Origin of the sequence: Micromonospora violae (assembly GCF_004217135.1) — a bacterium.
GTDB lineage: Bacteria > Actinomycetota > Actinomycetes > Mycobacteriales > Micromonosporaceae > Micromonospora > Micromonospora violae.
Map to the genome: position 1 here is coordinate 6,962,501 of NZ_SHKK01000001.1, position 17,820 is coordinate 6,980,320.

At 69.2% G+C, this 17,820-nt stretch carries 22 protein-coding genes; 7 read left to right on the forward strand and 15 right to left on the reverse strand.

The window, feature by feature from the left end; all coding sequences use genetic code 11:
• Positions 1-56: 56 nt before the first annotated feature.
• Genes EV382_RS31645 through EV382_RS31670 form a run of 6 tightly spaced genes read right to left on the reverse strand, consistent with a single transcriptional unit; the run spans position 57 to position 5,056 of the window.
• Positions 57-800 (reverse strand): copper homeostasis protein CutC, encoded by a 744-nt coding sequence (locus tag EV382_RS31645; protein ID WP_130407975.1) that lies wholly within the window; start codon positions 798-800, stop codon positions 57-59.
• Positions 801-856: 56 nt separating this feature from the next.
• Complete coding sequence (locus tag EV382_RS31650; RefSeq protein WP_130407977.1) at positions 857-1,816, reverse strand: asparaginase; 960 nt, start codon at positions 1,814-1,816, stop codon at positions 857-859.
• Positions 1,813-2,682 (reverse strand): amino acid ABC transporter permease, encoded by an 870-nt coding sequence (locus tag EV382_RS31655; RefSeq protein WP_130407979.1) that lies wholly within the window; start codon positions 2,680-2,682, stop codon positions 1,813-1,815. Before EV382_RS31655 ends, EV382_RS31650 begins: the two co-directional genes overlap by 4 nt.
• Positions 2,679-3,323: an amino acid ABC transporter permease gene (locus tag EV382_RS31660; RefSeq protein ID WP_130407981.1), complete on the reverse strand. Its 645-nt coding sequence runs from the start codon at positions 3,321-3,323 to the stop codon at positions 2,679-2,681. Before EV382_RS31660 ends, EV382_RS31655 begins: the two co-directional genes overlap by 4 nt.
• Before the next feature lie 16 nt (positions 3,324-3,339).
• Positions 3,340-4,308, reverse strand: coding sequence for a glutamate ABC transporter substrate-binding protein (locus EV382_RS31665; RefSeq protein WP_208758529.1), 969 nt, complete (start codon positions 4,306-4,308; stop codon positions 3,340-3,342).
• Between the two features lie 19 nt (positions 4,309-4,327).
• Positions 4,328-5,056, reverse strand: a complete 729-nt coding sequence (locus EV382_RS31670; RefSeq protein ID WP_130409377.1) for an amino acid ABC transporter ATP-binding protein — start codon at positions 5,054-5,056, stop codon at positions 4,328-4,330.
• Between the two features lie 163 nt (positions 5,057-5,219).
• On the opposite strand from EV382_RS31670, the gene EV382_RS31675 reads away from it, so the two are divergent.
• Entirely contained in the window at positions 5,220-6,395 is a 1,176-nt protein-coding gene (locus tag EV382_RS31675) for an ROK family transcriptional regulator (protein WP_208758530.1), read from the forward strand.
• 177 nt (positions 6,396-6,572) lie between these two features.
• Entirely contained in the window at positions 6,573-7,391 is an 819-nt protein-coding gene (locus EV382_RS31680) for a DUF3152 domain-containing protein (protein ID WP_130407983.1), read from the forward strand.
• Between the two features lie 135 nt (positions 7,392-7,526).
• Here the strand turns inward: EV382_RS31680 and EV382_RS31685 are convergent, their stop codons facing one another.
• The 3 genes from EV382_RS31685 to EV382_RS31695 all read right to left on the reverse strand — a co-directional run bounded on the left by EV382_RS31685 (position 7,527) and on the right by EV382_RS31695 (position 9,974).
• Positions 7,527-8,360 carry an SCO4651 family lipoprotein gene (locus tag EV382_RS31685; RefSeq protein WP_130407985.1) on the reverse strand — a complete coding sequence of 278 codons (834 nt, stop codon included), beginning with the start codon at positions 8,358-8,360 and terminating at the stop codon, positions 7,527-7,529.
• A gap of 127 nt (positions 8,361-8,487) precedes the next feature.
• Positions 8,488-9,069, reverse strand: coding sequence for a dihydrofolate reductase family protein (locus EV382_RS31690; protein ID WP_130407987.1), 582 nt, complete (start codon positions 9,067-9,069; stop codon positions 8,488-8,490).
• A gap of 65 nt (positions 9,070-9,134) precedes the next feature.
• Positions 9,135-9,974: a helix-turn-helix domain-containing protein gene (locus EV382_RS31695; RefSeq protein ID WP_244236876.1), complete on the reverse strand. Its 840-nt coding sequence runs from the start codon at positions 9,972-9,974 to the stop codon at positions 9,135-9,137.
• 534 nt (positions 9,975-10,508) lie between these two features.
• On the opposite strand from EV382_RS31695, the gene EV382_RS31700 reads away from it, so the two are divergent.
• Positions 10,509-11,081 carry a DUF4352 domain-containing protein gene (locus EV382_RS31700; RefSeq protein WP_244236877.1) on the forward strand — a complete coding sequence of 191 codons (573 nt, stop codon included), beginning with the start codon at positions 10,509-10,511 and terminating at the stop codon, positions 11,079-11,081.
• A gap of 98 nt (positions 11,082-11,179) precedes the next feature.
• On the opposite strand, the gene EV382_RS31705 is transcribed toward EV382_RS31700, so the two are convergent.
• From EV382_RS31705 to EV382_RS31725, 5 genes are all read right to left on the reverse strand, one after another.
• Positions 11,180-11,371, reverse strand: coding sequence for a DUF397 domain-containing protein (locus EV382_RS31705; protein ID WP_130407989.1), 192 nt, complete (start codon positions 11,369-11,371; stop codon positions 11,180-11,182).
• Positions 11,372-11,549: 178 nt separating this feature from the next.
• Positions 11,550-11,975, reverse strand: a complete 426-nt coding sequence (locus tag EV382_RS31710) for a hypothetical protein (protein WP_244236878.1) — start codon at positions 11,973-11,975, stop codon at positions 11,550-11,552.
• Positions 11,962-12,615, reverse strand: coding sequence for a hypothetical protein (locus EV382_RS31715; RefSeq protein ID WP_130407991.1), 654 nt, complete (start codon positions 12,613-12,615; stop codon positions 11,962-11,964). Before EV382_RS31715 ends, EV382_RS31710 begins: the two co-directional genes overlap by 14 nt.
• On the reverse strand, positions 12,612-12,872 hold the full coding sequence (locus EV382_RS31720; RefSeq protein WP_130407993.1) for a hypothetical protein: 261 nt from the start codon (positions 12,870-12,872) through the stop codon (positions 12,612-12,614). The genes EV382_RS31715 and EV382_RS31720 overlap by 4 nt, the downstream gene beginning before the upstream one ends.
• Before the next feature lie 16 nt (positions 12,873-12,888).
• A complete protein-coding gene (locus tag EV382_RS31725) occupies positions 12,889-13,152 on the reverse strand; it encodes a hypothetical protein (protein WP_130407995.1) in 264 nt (87 codons plus the stop codon).
• A 162-nt stretch (positions 13,153-13,314) separates the two neighbouring features.
• Between EV382_RS31725 and EV382_RS31730 the strand changes: the two genes are divergently transcribed.
• Complete coding sequence (locus EV382_RS31730) at positions 13,315-13,887, forward strand: NUDIX hydrolase (protein ID WP_244236879.1); 573 nt, start codon at positions 13,315-13,317, stop codon at positions 13,885-13,887.
• On the opposite strand, the gene EV382_RS31735 is transcribed toward EV382_RS31730, so the two are convergent.
• Positions 13,850-14,998, reverse strand: coding sequence for a helix-turn-helix transcriptional regulator (locus EV382_RS31735; RefSeq protein WP_130407997.1), 1,149 nt, complete (start codon positions 14,996-14,998; stop codon positions 13,850-13,852). The genes EV382_RS31730 and EV382_RS31735 overlap by 38 nt on opposite strands.
• A 252-nt stretch (positions 14,999-15,250) precedes the next feature.
• Here EV382_RS31735 and EV382_RS31740 point away from each other — a divergent pair, with 252 nt between their 5' ends.
• The 3 genes from EV382_RS31740 to EV382_RS31750 are packed head-to-tail and all read left to right on the forward strand — an operon-like array spanning position 15,251 to position 17,816.
• Entirely contained in the window at positions 15,251-15,544 is a 294-nt protein-coding gene (locus EV382_RS31740; RefSeq protein ID WP_130407999.1) for a DivIVA domain-containing protein, read from the forward strand.
• Positions 15,541-15,792: a hypothetical protein gene (locus EV382_RS31745; protein WP_130408001.1), complete on the forward strand. Its 252-nt coding sequence runs from the start codon at positions 15,541-15,543 to the stop codon at positions 15,790-15,792. The genes EV382_RS31740 and EV382_RS31745 overlap by 4 nt, the downstream gene beginning before the upstream one ends.
• Positions 15,789-17,816: a hypothetical protein gene (locus tag EV382_RS31750; RefSeq protein WP_130408003.1), complete on the forward strand. Its 2,028-nt coding sequence runs from the start codon at positions 15,789-15,791 to the stop codon at positions 17,814-17,816. Before EV382_RS31745 ends, EV382_RS31750 begins: the two co-directional genes overlap by 4 nt.
• Positions 17,817-17,820 lie beyond the last annotated feature (4 nt).

Sequence of the window (17,820 nt, forward strand, 5' to 3'; positions counted from 1 at the left end):
GGTGGGCCCGGAGGTGACTCCTCCAGGCCCACCGCTCGTCGGAAAAGGGCTGCCGGTCAGGCGCGGGCGGCGGCGAGTACCTGGCCGACCAGGGCGCCCGAGGTGCCGGAGCGCTCGTACTCGGGACGGTTCAGGCTGCCGCCCATCAGCGGGGCCGGGTTGCGGTGCACGGCCGGGCTGTCCGAGCTGACCAGGGCCGCGAAGTGGTACTCGTCGGCGCCGGTCGCCTCGACGATCCGGGCGATGTTGCGCGGGGTGATGCCACCGCCGGGCATGATGATGATCCGGCCGGCGGCCCGGCGGACCAGGTCGGCGATGAGCGGAGCACCCTCCAGCACGCTGACCTCCTGACCCGAGGTGAGCACCCGGTGCACGCCCAGCTCGATCAGCTGCTCCAGGGCCGCGTGCGGGTCGCGGGTCATGTCGAACGCCCGGTGGAAGGTGATGCTGGCGTCGCCCGCAGCGGCGATCAGCCGACGGGTGGTGGGCACGTCGACGTCACCCTCGGCGGTCAGCGCGCCGATCACGATGCCGTGTGCTCCGGCGGCCACCGCGGCCCGCACGTCCCGCTCCATCGCCTCGATCTCGAACGGCGAGTAGATGAAGTCGCCGGCGCGGGGGCGGACGATCACGTGCACCCGGATCCGGCTGACGGCGCGCAGGGCCGTCTCGATGGTGCCCAGGCTGGGGGTCAGCCCGCCGTCGAAGAGCGCGGAGCACAGCTCCACCCGGTCGGCGCCGGCCTCCTCAGCGGCGACTGCCCCCTCGACGCTGTCGATGCAGATCTCGAATGTGTTCATGGTTTTTCCTTTTCCGTGCGAGGCGGTGGCGCTTCGGTACGAGACGGTGCCGTGGTTCAGTCGATGACGGCGGTGACCGCGCCGACCGGTACGCCGCCGCCGAGCACCGGCACCTGGCGCAGCGCGTCAGCCCCGCCCACCGGTACGCCCACGGCGTCGAGGGCGGCGAGGGCGATGGCGGTGGTGGCTCGGGGCGAACCGTCGATCGCCTTCACCGCCACCGCGTGGCCGTCCGGTGCGGCGACCGCGAGCACGCCCTCGGCCCCGCCCTTGGCGAGGACGCCGGGCAGTGCCCGCATCAGGTCGGTGTTCGGGTGCCCGTGCCAGCCGCCCACGTACTCCGGGTGTTGGCGCATGGCCTGGGCGACCAGCGCCTCGTCGCTCCCGGCGGGCGCGGTGACCAGCGCCTGGAACGTGCGGGCCAGGCCGGTCAGCGGCAGGCCGAACAGCGGCGCGCCGCAGCCGTCGACCGCGTGGTGCGCGATCGGCGTGCCGGCCAGCCGGGCGACGGCGGCGGCGGTTTCCCGTTGCAGCGGGTGCTCCGGGTCGAGGTAGTCGGGTGTGCTCCAGGACTGGGCGACGGAGGCGACCAGCATCGCGGCGTGCTTGCCGGAGCAGTTCATCCGGATCCGTTCGCGTTGCCCACCGGCGCGGATCAGCCGGTCCCGGGTCGGTTCGTCCTCCGGCCAGTCGACCGGGCAGCCGAGCGCGTCCTCGGTCAGGCCGGCCCCGGCCAGCATCGCCCGGACCACCTCGACGTGCCGGTCGTCGCCGGTGTGGCTGCCTGCGGCGAGGGCCAGCGCCGGGCCGGTCAGCTCGTCACCGGCGGCGATCCGGCAGGCCAGGGCCTGCACCGGCTTGAGGGTGGAGCGGGGGAGCACCGGCTCGTCGGGTTCGCCGGCGGCGAGGGCGACCGTCCCGTCCGGGGCGAGCACCACGATGCTGCCGTAGTGCCGGCTCTCGACGAAGCCGTTGCGCACGACCCGGGCCAGTTCGGCGTAGCGGAAGTTGGTCACCGGGGAGTGTTCCCTTCGAGAAGCGGCGGGGGCAGATCGGCGGCCCGCCGTCCGCGCCGGCCGCCGAAGCGGCCGTTGCGGGCCTGGAGTACGCGGGCGAACTTCGACAACGAGGCGTTGACCACCAGGTAGATCAGCGCCACCACCAGGAACGTCTGGATCAGCAGGTGGGTGTACGAGGCGAGCACCTGCCCGCTGTAGAGCAGCTCGGTGTAGCTGACCACGAAGCCGAGCGAGGTGTCCTTGAGTAGCCCGACCAGCTGGCTGACCAGGGACGGGGCGAGTTGGAGCAGCGCCTGCGGCAGGACCACCAGCGCCATGACCTGTCCACGGCGTAGCCCGACCGCGAGGCCGGCCTCGGTCTGCCCACGGTCCAGGGCCAGGATGCCGGACCGGAAGATCTCCGCGAAGGCCGCGGAGTTGGAGACCACCAGCGGGACCACGAGCTTCCAGAACAGCGGGAAGTTCAGCCCGTACTGCGGCAGGGCGAACAGCGTCACGTAGATCAGCAGCAGGGTGGGGACGGTCCGGAAGATCTCCACGTACGCGCCGGCCAGCCACCGCAGGGGTCGGTGCGTCGACAGCCGGCCGAGCGCCAGCAGCAGTCCGAGCGCGGCGCTGAGCACGGCGGTCGCGGCGGCGGCGCGCAGGGTGGCCCACAGGCCGTTGAGCAGGTACCGCCAGATGGGCCAGGTGGTGAACGGCTCCCACCGGTTGGCGGCCAGCTCGCCGTGGCTGGCGAACTGGTAGACGGCCGCGACCAGGGCGCCGGCCACGAGGATCGACCCGAGCACGGTGGCGATCCGGATCCGCCGTTGGGCGCGGGGGCCGGGTTCGTCGAAGAGGATCTGTTGCGTCTTGTTCATCGGACGATCGCCAGCCTTCGTTCGAGCAGGCCGGTGACCTGACCGATGATCAGCGCCAGCAGCATGTAGGCGAGGCCCGCGCCGGTGAAGACGGCGATCGGTTGAGCCTCGACCAGGTTCACGTTGTTGGCCGCCTGGGTCAGCTCGACCACGCCGACGGCGGCGGCCAGTGAGGTGTTCATCAGCAGCGCGATGCAGATGTTGCCGATCGGCTGGATCACCGCGCGCAGTCCCTGCGGCAGGATCACGTGCCGCAGGGACTGCCCGAACGTGAGGCCGATGGCACGGGCTGCCTCGGCCTGGCCCACACCGACCGTGTTGATCCCGGCGCGGATCGCCTCGGCCAGGTACGCCCCCTCGTACACCGCGATGACGATCACGGCGGAGGTGAACAGCGGGAACGTGATGCCGATCGTCGGCAACGCGAACACGAAGAGCACCAGGAGGGCCAGCAGCGGCAGGTTCTGGAACACCTCGACGTACACGGTGCCGATGGCGCGCAGCAGCGGAACGGGCGCGATCCGCAGGGTGGCCACGACGATGCCGAGCAGCATCGCGCCGACGGTGGTCACGACGGTCAGTTCGACCGTCGTGACCAGGCCGTGGCCAAGCGCGCTCAGGTGGTCGGTGAGGGCTTCCATCGGTACGAGAGGGTGCTCAGGAGCCGTCGGCGGAACCGATGACGGGCGGGGTGGGTGCCCCACCCTCCACCACCGAGCCGAGGGTCGCCTCCCAGACCTTCGCCCACGTGCCGTCGGCCTGGATCTTCTTCAGCCAGTTGTTGACGAACTCCTTGAACTGCGTGTCTTCCCGGTTCAGGCCGATGCCGTACGCCTCGGTGGTGAACGGCTCGCCCACCACCTTCATCCCCGGGTTCGCCTTGGCGCCCGAGGCGAGCAGCGTGAAGTCCTGCACGTACGCGTCGCCGCGCTTCTGCAGCAGCGCCTGCAACGCCTGCGGGTCGGTGCCGAAGGCGATCTGCTTCGAACCGGGCGCGGCGGAGGGCAGTGCGGTGACGGCGGGGGTGTTCGCCCCGACGATCACGGTCTTGCCGGCGAGGTCCTTGACGCTCTTGATCGAGGTGTCGTCCTTGCGGACCCCGACCGCGAGGCCGGAGGTGAGGTACGGCCCGGCGAAGGCGACCTGGGTGGCCCGCTGCGGCGTGATCGTGTACGTCTGGAAGACCGCGTCGACCGACTTGGCCTGGAGCATGGCCTCCCGGGTCTGGGTGCCGATGGTCGTCGTCTTCACCTCGGGCTTGCCGATGATGTACTTCGCCAGCAACTTCGCCATGTCGGCGTCGAAGCCTTCGATGGTGCCGCTGACCGGGTTCTGCTGGGCGAGCAGCGGTGCGTCCAGGGACCCGCCGATCGTCAGGTAGCCGCGCTTGCGGATCGCCTCCATGGTGGAACCCGCCGGAATGTCCGCGTCGGTGGCGACCGGGGCGGCGTCGTACACCGACTGGGCGACGACGCCGTCGCCGCCGAGGCCGGGGTTGCCGGGCAGCGTCGGCGCGCTGCTGTCGCTGTCGCCGCCGCAGCCGGCCGCGGCGAGGGCCACCGCCACCGCGGTGGCGGTGAGGGCGAGCGACCGCCGCCTGGTGAAGCTCATCTTGAGGATTGACATGACACCCTCCCGTTGGGGGCTAGTGCTGGAGGATCTTGGATAGGAAGTCGCGGGCCCGCTCGGTGCGCGGAGCTGCGAAGAAGTCGTCGGGAGCGCCGGATTCGACGATCCGGCCGTCGTCCATGAAGACCACCCGGTCGGCGGCGCGCCGGGCGAAACCCATCTCGTGGGTCACCACGATCATGGTCATCCCCTCGGCGGCGAGGGAGACCATCACGTCGAGGACCTCGTTGACCATTTCCGGGTCGAGGGCCGAGGTCGGCTCGTCGAAGAGCAGCACCTTCGGCTGCATCGCCAGGGCCCGGGCGATGGCGGCCCGCTGCTGCTGCCCGCCGGAGAGTTGGGCCGGGTGGTGGTTTGCCTTGTCGGCGATGCCGACGCGCTCCAGCAGGGTCATCGCCTGCTGTCGCGCCTCGGGCCGGGGGATCCGGCGGACCCGGGTGGGGCCGAGGGTGATGTTGTCCAGCACCGTCTTGTGGCCGAAGAGGTTGAAGGACTGGAAGACCATGCCGACGTCGGCGCGCAGCCGGGCCAGTGCCCGGCCCTCGGCGGGCAGCGGCTCGCCGTCGATCTCGATGCTGCCCTGCCCGGCCGTCTCCAGCCGGTTGAGGCAGCGGCACAGGGTCGACTTGCCAGAGCCGGAGGGCCCCACCACGACGACCACCTCGCCGGCGGCCACCGTGAGGTCGATGTCCTTGAGCACGTGCAGCGGACCGAACCACTTGTTGAGGCCGCGTACCGACACCATCGGTCGGTCCGCACCCGTCGTTGCTGGTGCCACCACGCGGCCTCACTTCCTTCGACTACAAAACTAAGTCAGCTTCATATCGAACCAACAGCGCCATCTAAAGGTAGCCAGCAAACTAAGTCAACCGGTTGCTTGAACAAACTGCGGGTGCTAAGAAGCTGACGTGACGATTGACGACGCGCCACGCGATGCCCTCCGGGGCGGCCCACGCGAGCTGCTGCGCTGGGTGGCCACCGGAGCGGCCGTCAGTCGGGCCGACCTGTCCCGCCTCTCCGGGCTGTCCCCGTCGACGGTCTCCCAACGGGTCGAGGCGTTGATCAACCAGGGGTTGCTGGAGGAGACCGGCGCCGGCCGGTCCCGGGGTGGACGGCGACCTCGCCAGCTCGCCGTCCCCACCGGCGGCGCCGTGGTCGGCGCCATCGACCTCGGCGCGCACCACGCCCGCGTCGGAACGCTGGACCTTTCCGGGCGGGTGGTCCAGGCCCGCACCCTGCCGGTCCGCATCGAGGACGGCCCGGAGGCGGTGCTCGGCGCGCTGCTGGCCGAGGTCGCCGCGCTGGTGGGCAGCGACCCGGCTGCCTCGGCCGACGGCCCGGCGGCAGGTGCGCTGCGCGGCATCGGTATCGGCATCCCCGGTCCGGTGCAGCACGCCACCGGGCGGATCGTCAGCCCCTCGCGGATGCCCGGCTGGAACGGCTTCGACGTCGCCGCGTTCTGCGCCGGCCGCACCGACGTGCCGGTCATCGTGGACAACGACGCCAACCTGATGGCGCTCGGCGCGCACCGCACCGCGTATCCCGAGTTGGACCACGCCGTCTACATCAAGGCCGGCACCGGGATCGGCTCCGGCGTGATCTCCAGTGGACGGTTGCACCGGGGAGCGCAGGGCTCGGCCGGGGACATCAGCCACTGCCGGGTGGTGGCCGATCCCGCGCCACCGTGCACCTGCGGAAACGCCGGCTGCCTGGAGGCGGTGGCGAGTGGGGCGGCGCTGGTCACCGCGCTACGGGGTCAGGGCGTGGCGGTCTCCGACCTGACCGGTGTGATCCGCCTGATCGACGATGGCGACCGGCAGGCCACCGCCCTGGCGCGGCAGGCCGGGCGGGCCGTCGGAGAGATCCTGGCCGTGGTGGTCAACTTCTTCAACCCGCAGGTGGTGGCCATCGGTGGCCGGCTCGCCGACTGTGAGCCGCTGCTGGCCAGCATGCGGGCCACCCTCTACGAGCGGTGTCTCCCGCTGGCCACCCAGACCCTGCTGATCGAACGGGTCGCCGCCGGTCAGGACGTCGGCATCACCGGTGCCGCGCACCTGGTGATCGACCACGTCGTAGCGGCCTGACCCTGCTCAAACCGGTCGACATGGTCACGTAACGCGACTGTTCTTCGTCAGTTATGCCCTTAACTGACCGCCTTTTGTGGCGTCCTGTCGCCTGCCGTCTTGACGGTTTCCTTACCCGCAGTCACATAGCCTCCCGGTGTTCCTCACATACCTGTGATCGTTCCTGGAGGTTTTCACGTGCGGATCAAGGGACGGCTTCTCGTGCCGATCGCGTTGGCGTTGATGCTGACGACCGCCGGGTGTGGCACGTTGTCGGCACCGGCTTCCGGGCACGCCGACGCGCCGCTCTCCGGTCAGACCGCGCCGAGCTCAGAACCGAGCCCCGACGACACCCCGACCCCGGAGATCCCGACCGACGAGCAGATCCCCACCAGGGCGGCCGGCACCTTCACCAGAGCCACCGGCACCGGTCGGGTGATCGGTGCGGGCAAGGAGCGGGTGCGCTACAGCGTCTCGGTGGAGAAGGGCATCGCCTGGGGTGACATCCCCGCCTGGAAGCCGGCCCGGTTCGCCGCAAGCATCGAGCAGGTGTTGGCGGCGCCGAACGGATGGGCCACCTCGGCACAGCACCCGGTCACCAACAAAGCCGTGAACCTGAGCCGGGCCTCGTGGTCGTTTCAGCGGGTGGGCACCTCGAAGGCCGACGTCGACGTGCGGCTGGCGACACCGGAGACAGTGGACCGACTCTGCGGCGCCAGCGGCGTCGACACCGAGGGTGTCTACTCCTGCAAGTACGGCAAGACCATCATGATCAATTTGCGGCGCTGGCTCCAGGGTTCACCGGGGTACCCGGTCACCATCGACGAGTACCACGCGGGCGTGATCAATCACGAGTTCGGTCACTTCCTGGGCTTCGCCCACATGAAGTGCGGTGGCCTGGGCGAACCGGGCCCGGTCATGATGACCCAGACCATCGACCTGGGCGGGTGCCTGCCCAACGTCAGCCCGTTCGTCGGCAACGGCCGGTTCGTCAGCGGACCGTGGGCGCCGTCCTGACCTGGTGATTCCGGCCCGCCCCCGGCCATGATCGACACGGGATCCTTGAACGCGCGGTATCGGCGTCCACGCGATACCCCGATATCACTGGATCCCGTGTCGATCATGCCAACCGGGCCGTACTCCGGGATTCGATCAGGTGGTGGTCAGGCCCTGCAGACCCTTGAGCATCTCGGCGAAGTCGGCGGTCTCCGCCGGCGGCGGAGACTCGATGGTCACCGCCTTGTCGTAGTCGGTGTAGTCGATCACCATGTCGCCCATCGCGCCCATCACCAGGCCGGCCCGACGCGGCCGGTACTGCTCGTCGACCCACAGGTCGATCGTCAGCTCCTTGACGCCCTGCGTGGCCAGCGCCTGCTCGGTGACGTCCCGGCGCGCGGCGTCGATCTGGTCGAGGTAGGTCGCCACCGGAGTGGTGACGGTGTAGTGCACCGTTGGCACCCCGTCCACCGTCTCCTGCCCCAAAACCGTCGTGCCCTCGATGGCGAGCAGCATCTTGACCTGCTTGACCGGGTCGGCGTTCTCGAACTGCTTGGTGAAGTCCGTGCCGGTCAGCTCGCCCAGACCCGACAGGTCCATCTTCATCCAGCGCTTCCCACCCGTACGCGTGCGGCCCTCCTCCGGAATCTCGGTGAAGACCACGGCACCGATCATCCGGACGGAGGTCGTGCTGCCCTTCGCGTCGGTCATCGTCATGTCGGCCTTGAACGGGTCGCCCAGGTCCAGGACGCCCTTCATCGAGATCTTCTCCCCGGCCATCGTGCCCGTCATCGTCACGGTCACCGAGTCGGTCTTGTCGGTGGCGTCGACGGCCTTCAGCAACGACCCCTTGAGGTCACTGGCCAGCAGTTGCAGGACGGTGGGCTGCTTCGGCGCTTCGGACGCGCCAGGCGTCACGCCGCAAGCGGAGATTGCGAACGCGCTGAGCGCCGAGACCGCCACCAGCGCGGGCTTCTTCCAAACTGACACGTACCGACCTTCCCCGTAGGAATCTGGGGCCATCCCCAGTAGACCGTCGACACGTTAGCCCACCCCGTCTATGCGAAGCACCGCCTTTGTCGACCGACCGGTGTGCCACGCCTTCCGGTCAGCTTGGTCAACGGCGCACCCGGTAGCGCAGGTGAAGCACCCGGTTGCCCTGAATCACCACGTCCGGATCCTCCAAGAGGTGCTGCGCGTGGACGGACCCGAAGAAACGCTTGCCGGAGCCGAACACCACGGGTACGACGTCCATGCGCACCTCGTCGACCAGGCCCGCCGCAAGCACCTGGCCACCGACGTCGCCAGCCGCGACCTCGACGAGGCGGTCACCCGCCAGCTTCTGCGCCGCGGCCACCGCTGCCTCGACGCTGTCGACGAAGTGGAACGGCGCCTCGGGGTGCCAGCCGTCGGGCTTTGGCCGGTGCGTCACGACGACCACGTGGTCGACCCCGCCCGGCGGCTTCCCGTCCCAACCGTCCGTCATGTCGAAGACGTGACGACCGACGATCGTCGCCCCGATCTGGTCCCAGTACGACCGGGTGTGGTCGTAGGAAGCCTGCGACACCCTCAACTGGCCGCTGTCGTCCAACGGCACGTCACCGCTGAGCAGCCAGTCGAACAGCGGTCCGGGCTGGTCGTTCTCGTCCGCGATGAAGCCGTCAACTGATACCGAGCCATACATGACCACCGTGCCCATGGGCGCTCCTCCACTCGCGGATGCCGTCAGGTTAGATCTCCGTGGGCTGGCACTCTTGTAAGGAATCAATCGGTCGGCAGCGGCCAGCCGTCCAGGACGTGGCCGGGATGTTCGCGCAGGAACCGCCGCCTGACCTCGACATATCGTGTCGGTGTGAGCCCGGTGAAGGCCCGGAACTCGTGCCCGAAGTGGGCCTGATCGAAGTAGCCAGCCCTACTGGCGAGGCCAGCCCAGTCGACCGGTTCGGCGGGGTTGATCGAGAGTACGGTGGTGGCGAAGCGGTAGCTGCGGGCCAACCGCTTCGGCGTGACGCCGATGAGCTCCTTGAACCGCTGTGCCAGGTGAGTGCTGCTGACACCGGCGGAAACCCTCAGGTCGTCGATCGCCACCGCCCCGTTGGTCGCCGCGATGACGCCGCTCGTATGGCGCACCAGCCCCAGGCCAACCGCGTCGCCGAGCCGTCGCACGAGCTCATCCTCAAACAGCGTCAGCATCTCGTGCGGCCCCGCGGCCGTAGCCAGCCGATCCCGCAGCTCAGCAATGGCGGACCGGCCCCAGACCTGCTCCACCGTCACCGCTCGGTCACACAGCTCGATCGCGGGCATCGGCAGGAACGGTGCCAGCCCCCACGGCTTGATGTGCGCGCCGACGGACCGGGTCTGAGGTGGGTAGCCGAACTCCACCGCGCGGGTGGGCGTGGTGAGCACGCAGCCGTCGGCGTACCCGGCCGTCTCGATGTCGGTGCCGGCGCGAATGCGGAACGGTGCCCCAAGGTTGACGATGAGCAACGCCGACGGCATCGGCGGCAACGTCAGCCGGGCGTACGGCGACGAGCCCTCCAGGTAGTAGAGGTCGTCGATCAGCCCGTCCAGCGGCGGTCGCGGCGCTCTGGAGACGTACTCCACGCGCACAGTATCGCCGCAGTGCGTGCCGAAACGCTTCCGCCGCGCTGCCACTGTTTTCTCCGGTCCCTCATTGGCCGAACAGCAAGCTCGTGGTCAGTTAAAGAAGCTTTTTGTAGGATTTCTGACAGCGCCGGGGACTTAGGTGTTTCGATATTCGCGGGACCGGGGTCAAAAATTGCCTAAACGGTGGACATTGAATTGGTCAGACCGGGTGCCTTCCGGGCTGTCTCGTCGTGTGTTTCCAGCCCGCCCGGACGACTAGTTTTCCGCGGTGCCTATGGCACTGTGCAAAGCGCTTTGCTTCTTGCGCGGCAGCGCCTGTCAAGACCCTGGAGACACCACCCGATGTCGGCACCCAACGAGCCTTACCAGAACCAACCGCCCGCCGGGCAGTTCCCGCCGCCCCCGGCAGGCCAGCTGCCGCCGCCCGGCCAGTTCCCGCCACCGCCCACTCCCAAGAAGCGCCCATCCTGGCTGCTGCCCACTCTCATCGGGCTCGCCGCTCTCGTGGTGCTGTGCTGTGGTGGTGGCCTGGTGATCAGCCTTACCTCTGGCGGCGAGAAGGGTGAGGCCACCGCCGTCAGCAGTGGCGCTCCCGCTGCTACGACCGGTGTTGCCGCGAGCGCAGCACCACCGTCGACGGAGGCGGTTGTGCCCACGCCGGCCAAGACTTCGGCGGCTCCCCCGAAGGCGGAGCCCAAGGCGGCCGGCATCGGCGACAAGGTGCGCGGCGGCGATTTCGAGTTCACCGTCAAGAGCGTGAAATGTGGGATCGCCAAGGTGGGCAGTGAGTTCCTCAACAAGAAGGCGCAGGGCACGTTCTGTAAAGTCAGCGTGACCGTCAAGAACGTTACGAAGAAGGCGCACACCTTCCACGCCGACGGCACCATTTCCGCGCAGGACGCGAGCGGCCGGAAATACGAGGCCGACGGTGAGGCCGGAATCTACGGCAATGATGACGGGCAGGGCTTCCTCGATGAGATCAATCCGGGCAACTCGGTGACCGCGAACGTCTTCTTCGACGTTCCGAAGGGCACCAAGCTCAAGACGATCACCCTGGATGCGGGGCTGTTCACCCTCGCCGAGGACGCCGTCGTCACCCTGTGACCGTCGGCTGACCGAAGAGCGAGGCCCCCGGCGCGTGCCGGGGGCCTCGTCGTTACGGCAGGTGGTGGGTAGGGATGCTCAAGCTTGCGCGGGCCGGGTTAGTCGCGGCGGGTGCCACGAACGAAGCTGGCCCAGGCAGCGGGCGTGAAGGTGAGGGCCGGGCCGTGCGGGTCCTTGCTGTCGCGTACGGCGACGACGCCGGGCAGGTTGCCGGCGACCTCGACACACTCGCCGCCGTTGCCTGCGCTGCGGGTGCTCTTGCGCCAGGAAGCGCCCGTCAGGTCAACCATGGTGAACCTCCCCGATGATCTTGTTGATCAGTTGGAACGATTGTCCCTCATTAAGAGCGAGCGACAGCTGGCTCGACAGGTCTCCGACCCATCCAGGAGTTGGTCCACCGTGCCCCAGTCACGCCCTGCCATCGCCCGGATCAGGTCGCTGAACTCGGTCCGTACGCTCAAGAGCAGCTCATACCCGGCTGGCGAGGTCTGCCGCCTCGACGAGGAGCGCGTCCAGATCTTCGTCGGAAATGGCGCCGTCGCCCAGAATTTGCAAGATCACCAGACCCTGGACCCTTCCGGCCATCTGGGGATCGATGTTCGTCTCGATGCCGGGGTCCACTGCGGCGCGGATCAGCCGCTCGGCCGCGTTAGCGTCGATCTCTGGGGTGCCGGCCGGTGTGCTCGCCCTCATGTCGGCCACGAACCGCATGATCTCACCAGGGACTGTCCGCTCGTCGAAGCGTCGGTTGACCGCGAAGTAGAAGACCGCGCCGAGTAGGGTCGGAAAGCCGTCCCAGCCAATCTCGTCAAGGCGGGCCTCGATCCGGTCGTTAGCCTCGTGGTCACCTCTGATCATCGTCCGGATGTAGTCGACCATCTCAGGGCTGCTCATCAGATCGCTTCCTTTCGCGCCGATTCTTCGCCATTTTCCAGACCCCTCGAAGTCCTACGACGACCGCGCCAGCAGCCATGATGACTGATGTGACCGGGTGCTCCAACGGGGGACCTTCAGCCGGCGCACCGGGGTTGGCGGGGGCCGACGTCGTGCTACCAGTCGACCCCGAGCCTTTCAGGCTCTTCTGTAGCTCCCGAAGGCCAGTGGTGATCGATTGCTCGGTCTGCTTGAGGGTGTCCTCGGAGTCGTCCGCCTTCTTGACGTGGCGGCGGAGGAACGCCTCTGCTTTGCTGCTGCGACCTTCGGCCTCCTCCACCAGCCGTTCCCCCGATGGTGATGCGGCATCGTCTGGCCCGGATGACGCGGCACCGGGGGCGATGGTGTTGAGGTACTGGGTGATGTGCCGGGCGGCGGTGGCCAGGAGGCGGGCGTAGCGCCCGGATTTGTCACGGGCCACTTCGGCGTCGGTGGCGGCCTCCCGCAACTGGTGGTCGTTGCTACCCCGCCGGACATCGTTCAAGAGGGTCAGGGCCTGCTCCGCATCCGTGCGGGCGCGCAAGGCCGTGACGGCCGCTGCATCGAGCTGTTCGCGTACGACGAGAAGCTGCGCGACGAGTTCGCCGATGCTGCCGCTCATCCGAGTTGATTGAGGTAGCGGGTTGTGTGTTTCGCAGTGTTGACGAACCGGCGGCGGGTCGGCTCTACCTCGGCACTCGCGGCGGCGAGTGCCTGCTGGACGGCTCTCACGTCCTCGTCTCGGCTGTCGTTCAGGATGGCTTCTGCCGCTGCGGTCGCTGCCGTAGCCACGGTGGAGGCACGATCGAAGACTTCCTTCCCCTGGCGGGCCGCTTCGATGGCGGCACGCAGGGCTATCTTGACCTCGCCGACGCTCATTGTGGAGCCTCGGTGGTCAGCCGAGCACGCCGATGTAGCGGCGTGCCGCCTCTGCACTGCCCTGTATCAGGGTCATGGCCTCGGCGAGGCGCTGTCTGCTTTCCTCGCCTCGGGCGATGGCTTCGGCGATCGTCGGGTGGCCGGTGCCAGCGGAGATGGCGCGCAGCCGGGTCAGCATCTGCTCGGTATTCTCGACGGCGGCCCGGATCTGATTGATCGTGACGCTGCCCTGCTCGGCGGCCTGCATCAGTGCCGCCTTGACTTCCTCGATGCTGGCCATGCCGCCTCCGTCTGCCGATCTCGCCAACGGTTCACGTTTGCGTGGTCGGACGGACACTATCCGACAGCAAGCTGGCACGCAGCCCTGCATCCACGAATCAAGATCCGGTAATGCCGCTACAGATGGGATGTCCGGTGTGGCGGGCGACGATAGCGTCACGGGGTGCACGAGAACAAGATGGGCGAGCCGGGGCCGTGGCGGATTCTGGGCGAGCGGACGGTGTATGAGGATCGTTGGCTGCGACTAGATCTGGTCGACGTGGAGCCGCCAGGACTCGAGCCCTTCGCCCACCATGTCGTTCGGCTAGATCGTGTCGCCGTCGTCGCCGTGCTCGATGAGCACGATCGGGTTCTGATGTTGCGGCGCTACCGATTCATTCCTGGTGCAACAAGGTGGGAACTGCCTGGCGGCATCGTCGAACCGGGCGAGGAGGCGGTAGCGGCGGCGAGCCGAGAAGTGGAGGAGGAAACCGGCTGGCGCACTTCTTCCCTGACCCGTGTGGTCACCTACCAGCCGATGATCGGCATGGTCGACTCGCCACATGAAATCTTCGTCGGGCGTGGTGCCACTTATATCGGCCCGCCCACGGACGCGGAGGAGACCGGTCGCGTCGAGTGGGTGCCGCTGAGTGAGATGCCGGACCTGATGGCGCGCGGCGAGTTGGCGGGGTCGGGAACCTTGATCGCCATCCTGCATGTCATTGCTGGCCTAACACCGAATCCGTCAAGCCCTTGATCCGATCTATGCGGCGTCGGTATCGCACAGAACCGGTCAGGTTCACCAGCGAGCCGGCTTCTCGTAGGTGGGAGCGTGCCTCCTCACTTTCCCCCCGAATCAAATGAGCCTGTGCGAGATCGCAGCGGATGCCCGCCGCGGCTCGCACGAAGGTGTCGTCCATCGCGACCAAAGCCACCGACAACTCGTCGATAGACCGATGGTCGCCGAGTAGGGCCAGAGAATGTCCCCGCCATCGGCGGAGGTGAGTTTCGTCGAGGAATATCCCTGGCAGGTTGGGGTCGCGAACTCCCGTGATGCCTGAGAGATGCCCGCTCGCGCGGTCGAGAGAGCGGCGGCAATCGTCGGGGCGTCGGCTGAGCGCCCACAGCTCTGCTTCGGCGGCGGCCAACCAGGACAACAGCCGAGGCGACAGCCAACTTCCTCCACAAGACTGAGCTTCCTGCACGAGTTGCGCTCCCAGCTCCGGTCGACCGGCATCGGCCAGGACGTATGCCTGTTCGCCCATCGCGTGGGCGAGGTGAAGCGGATCGTCAGCCTCCCGTGCGGCGCTCTTCGCGAGTTCGTAGTGGCGCCAGGCGCGGTCCGCCGCTCCGACATCGAGGGCCTGCCATGCCGCGAGCGATGCGGCTTCTGCCAGAGCGCGGGCGAGCGGTCGCCTGGCAGAGGGCAGCACGGTGAAGGCCAGGCTCTCCTGAAGACGGGACAGATGGCTCTGCATCTGGTCGACAAACTGCGCCGCCCCGAGCTGACGGTCCATGGTGCGAAGGAGTTCGGTCTGATGCCGAAGGGTGTGCACCGTCGATTGACCGACCGAGTGCGAGGCGTCGAGCTGTTCGACCAGTCGCGCATAACTGTCCCTGTCGTCGTCAACGGGCACGGTATCGGAAAAAAGTTCGTCATTGGTCGTGCCGAGGAGGCTCCGCAGGATGGCCGCGTAACTGCTAGAGATCTTGCGCCGATCGTTTTCCCATTCAGAGACGTAGACCGCAAGGCTGTTGGTGGAAGCGATCGTCACCATGCGACGGCGGCCGTATTGCTCGATCTCATGGACCAGCCTTGCCTGGGACCAGCCCCTGGCAAGACGAGCGCGCCGCAGGTAGTTCGCCATAGCCCCCTGCCGATCGGTGACGGCGGATTCAGCCTGCCGTAGTCCTGTTCCTATTCCAAGTGACAGGGGCTAACAGCACCGGGTTAACCCCTGTTGTCTATCGCAGACCGATGGCACCCGGTCTGCTTTTGGCAGCACTCCGCCGCTCTGCCGCAGAACAAGCTACGGCGACGGGGTGGGCGGCGCCGTCTGAGCGATGGTGCTCGGGCGACGTCGTCTCCAGGGTCGTCACCTGCCAAGGAGGGCATTGTCATGCGCACGTTTCTCCGTCATCTCCGGGCCGAGCCACCCCGGCCGGCGTTCTACCGGGCCGCCAACTACGTACCCCTGAAGCCCTGGCAGGTCCGCGGACGCCGGTTCACCCGCCGGGGCCGGCGTGGCGTGGACGCCGTGGAGGTCGCCGAGTTCCTTGACCGCGTCGCCCACGATCTGGCCGAGGTGTACGCGGCGCTGGGCAGCAGCCGCCGGGAGACCGAGCGGATCAAGGACGCGCTGAAGTGCTGGCAGTCCCGGCGGGCCCGCGAGGATCTGGCGGTTCGCCGGTGAGCGCCCGTTGGGTGGCGCACCTGCCGTTCACCGCCGCTGATCTGCCGGCCGCCCAGCAGTTCGCCGGCATGTTGGCCCGTTCGCTGGGCTTCCTGCCCGAGGTGGACGCGGGCGAGATCACGGTGTCCGCTGAGGACGCCCAGGGCGTACGCCATCGGGTGTTCTGCGACCTGCCGCTCGACGGCGGCCGGCGGTGTGTGCGGCGGGTGGACCACGGCGGTGACTGCACACCACGGAGGTGTCGGTGACGGCCGTGCCCGTCGTCGTCTGCCCGGACTGCGACGGGGCGACCTTCACCCTGCAACCGTGCCGGTGCACCAGCTACGGCGACCGGTTCCTCGCCGACGACGACGGGCTCGGGGCGCGCCGGGAGGCGTACCGGAGTTGCGAGCAGTGTCGCGGCGCGGGCACCGTCGCGTACCCGTGTCACCGCTGCGGTCGGCGGGGCCGGCGGCGGGCGCAGCTCGTGGTCGCCGTCGCGAACCTGGACACCGGCGCGGTCGCGTCCCACCAGGTCGTGCCCGGCGGCCTCGACCCCCACCGGGACCCGGCGGGTGCGTGGGCGGTCGACCTTTCTCCCCGGGTACGCGAACTCGCCGCCACCGTCGGCGCGGTAGTGGACGAGGCCGACGTGCCGTCGCTGTGGCTGGACCGGCAGTGGCGACCCGACCTGCCCGCGACGCTGCGGCACGAGTTGGAGGCCCACGCCATCGTGCGCGCCGACCACACCCCCTGGCGGCTGGTGCTGGGCCGATCCACCGCCCCGACGGCCGTCGGGGCGGCCGCCCGCCTGGCCCGGCTGTGCGCGCTGGCCGACCTGCTGCTGCTCGACCTGGTCGTCGAGGCCCGTCGGCAGGGTGCGGGGTTCGGCTGGGCCATCCGGTACGAGGTGGCCGGCTCCCCGGTGCCGTCCGGCGTGTCCAGTTGGTGTGGGGACCTGCTGGAGGCGGTTGGCCGCACCGACGCGAGCGCCGCTCTCAACGGCCTCGCCGAGCGCGGCCGCAACGCCCCGGCCCGGCTGTTGCGCCCCGACTCGCCGCGCCCACCCGTCACACCGGCCGTGGATGTCGACCAGCTCGAACGGCGCATCCTCGCCGACTGTGTCGACGCGTCCGACGCCGACGAGCTGCCCGGTGCGCAGGCCGTGTGGCGCGACGGCCGCTGGTGGCACACGACCCTGCGGGCCGGCGCGCCGGTGGAGGTCCTCACCGAGCAGCCCACCGGTCAGGTGGTTCGTCGGCTGCGGGTGCCGGTGAGCCGCGGCTACCAGCCACCCGACCCGCCCTGGCTGGGCGAACCGGTGGACTGGCGGCCCTGCCCGGACTGCCGGCCACCCAGCCGGCTGCGTACCTGCGACTGTCGGCTCGGCGGTCGCCCCGCCGACCCCGACTGCCCGCACTGCTGCGGGGCCGGCCTGCGCCCGTCCGCGCTGCACTGCTTCACCTGCGGCGACACCCACCGTCTGCTGCGGACGGTGGCAGTGACCGTCACCGACCTGCGGCACCGGGTCGTGCACCTGACCTGGCAGGCCGGTACACCGGAGGTCGCCCCGCTGGCCGCCACCCAGCCCAACGGTCGGCCCGTCCTGCGGCTACCCGAGCGGTACCGGCTCGGCTCCTGGTCGACCGTCCTCGGCGCTCGGCCCGACGACCTCGCCGACGCCGACGGTGGGCACCCGATCGGCAAGGACCTCCGCGACGGGTACGTCACGCTGCCGTGGGCCGGGGCTGACCCGGTTGGGGAGTACGTACGCCACGCCGGCCGGGGCACGGCCGCCGGTCGGCTGATCGTGGTGGCCGCATGCCCCGACGCGCCGCCGCTGACCGAGGTGCTGCGGCTCGCCCTCGGCCTTGACCTGGCTCTCGTGGTGGGCGTGTGCGACCTGCGGTACAACGCCGCCGACCCGCTGCTCGCCGATGGCGTGAGCTGGTCGGTCGAGGTGAAGCCGCGGGACGCAGCCGTGAGCCCCGACGATCTGCCCTACCGGCCGAGCCTGGCCGCCGCGCTCGCCTGGTGCGTCGAGTGTCTGACCGACGCCGTCGCCCAGGCCGCCCCGACCGACCCGACAGCGCCGATTCCGGTGCCGTGGTCGAGGCCGCGCGAACTCGTCGCCGATCCCGAGCCGGACCTGTTGCGCTTGGCGGCCCGGCACGCCGGGCAGGTAGTCACCGTTCGCTTCACCCGCGCCGGCTGCACCGTGCACCGGCACGACGACGATGGCGTACGCCTCCTCGCCGAAGCTCCCGACCTGCGCGACCTTCGGTTGACCTGAAGGT

What these genes read in the sequence shown, in the direction of transcription:
- EV382_RS31655 (WP_130407979.1), bottom strand. Translation starts at nt 2,682, where the DNA reads ATGAACAAGACGCAACAGATCCTCTTCGACGAACCCGGCCCCCGCGCC.
- EV382_RS31645 (WP_130407975.1), bottom strand. Translation starts at nt 800, where the DNA reads ATGAACACATTCGAGATCTGCATCGACAGCGTCGAGGGGGCAGTCGCC.
- EV382_RS31665 (WP_208758529.1), bottom strand. Translation starts at nt 4,308, where the DNA reads ATGTCAATCCTCAAGATGAGCTTCACCAGGCGGCGGTCGCTCGCCCTC.
- EV382_RS31690 (WP_130407987.1), bottom strand. Translation starts at nt 9,069, where the DNA reads ATGGGCACGGTGGTCATGTATGGCTCGGTATCAGTTGACGGCTTCATC.
- EV382_RS31670 (WP_130409377.1), bottom strand. Translation starts at nt 5,056, where the DNA reads ATGGTGTCGGTACGCGGCCTCAACAAGTGGTTCGGTCCGCTGCACGTG.
- EV382_RS31710 (WP_244236878.1), bottom strand. Translation starts at nt 11,975, where the DNA reads ATGAGCAGCCCTGAGATGGTCGACTACATCCGGACGATGATCAGAGGT.
- EV382_RS31705 (WP_130407989.1), bottom strand. Translation starts at nt 11,371, where the DNA reads ATGGTTGACCTGACGGGCGCTTCCTGGCGCAAGAGCACCCGCAGCGCA.
- EV382_RS31740 (WP_130407999.1), top strand. Translation starts at nt 15,251, where the DNA reads ATGCGCACGTTTCTCCGTCATCTCCGGGCCGAGCCACCCCGGCCGGCG.
- EV382_RS31660 (WP_130407981.1), bottom strand. Translation starts at nt 3,323, where the DNA reads ATGGAAGCCCTCACCGACCACCTGAGCGCGCTTGGCCACGGCCTGGTC.
- EV382_RS31720 (WP_130407993.1), bottom strand. Translation starts at nt 12,872, where the DNA reads ATGAGCGTCGGCGAGGTCAAGATAGCCCTGCGTGCCGCCATCGAAGCG.
- EV382_RS31725 (WP_130407995.1), bottom strand. Translation starts at nt 13,152, where the DNA reads ATGGCCAGCATCGAGGAAGTCAAGGCGGCACTGATGCAGGCCGCCGAG.
- EV382_RS31735 (WP_130407997.1), bottom strand. Translation starts at nt 14,998, where the DNA reads ATGGCGAACTACCTGCGGCGCGCTCGTCTTGCCAGGGGCTGGTCCCAG.
- EV382_RS31715 (WP_130407991.1), bottom strand. Translation starts at nt 12,615, where the DNA reads ATGAGCGGCAGCATCGGCGAACTCGTCGCGCAGCTTCTCGTCGTACGC.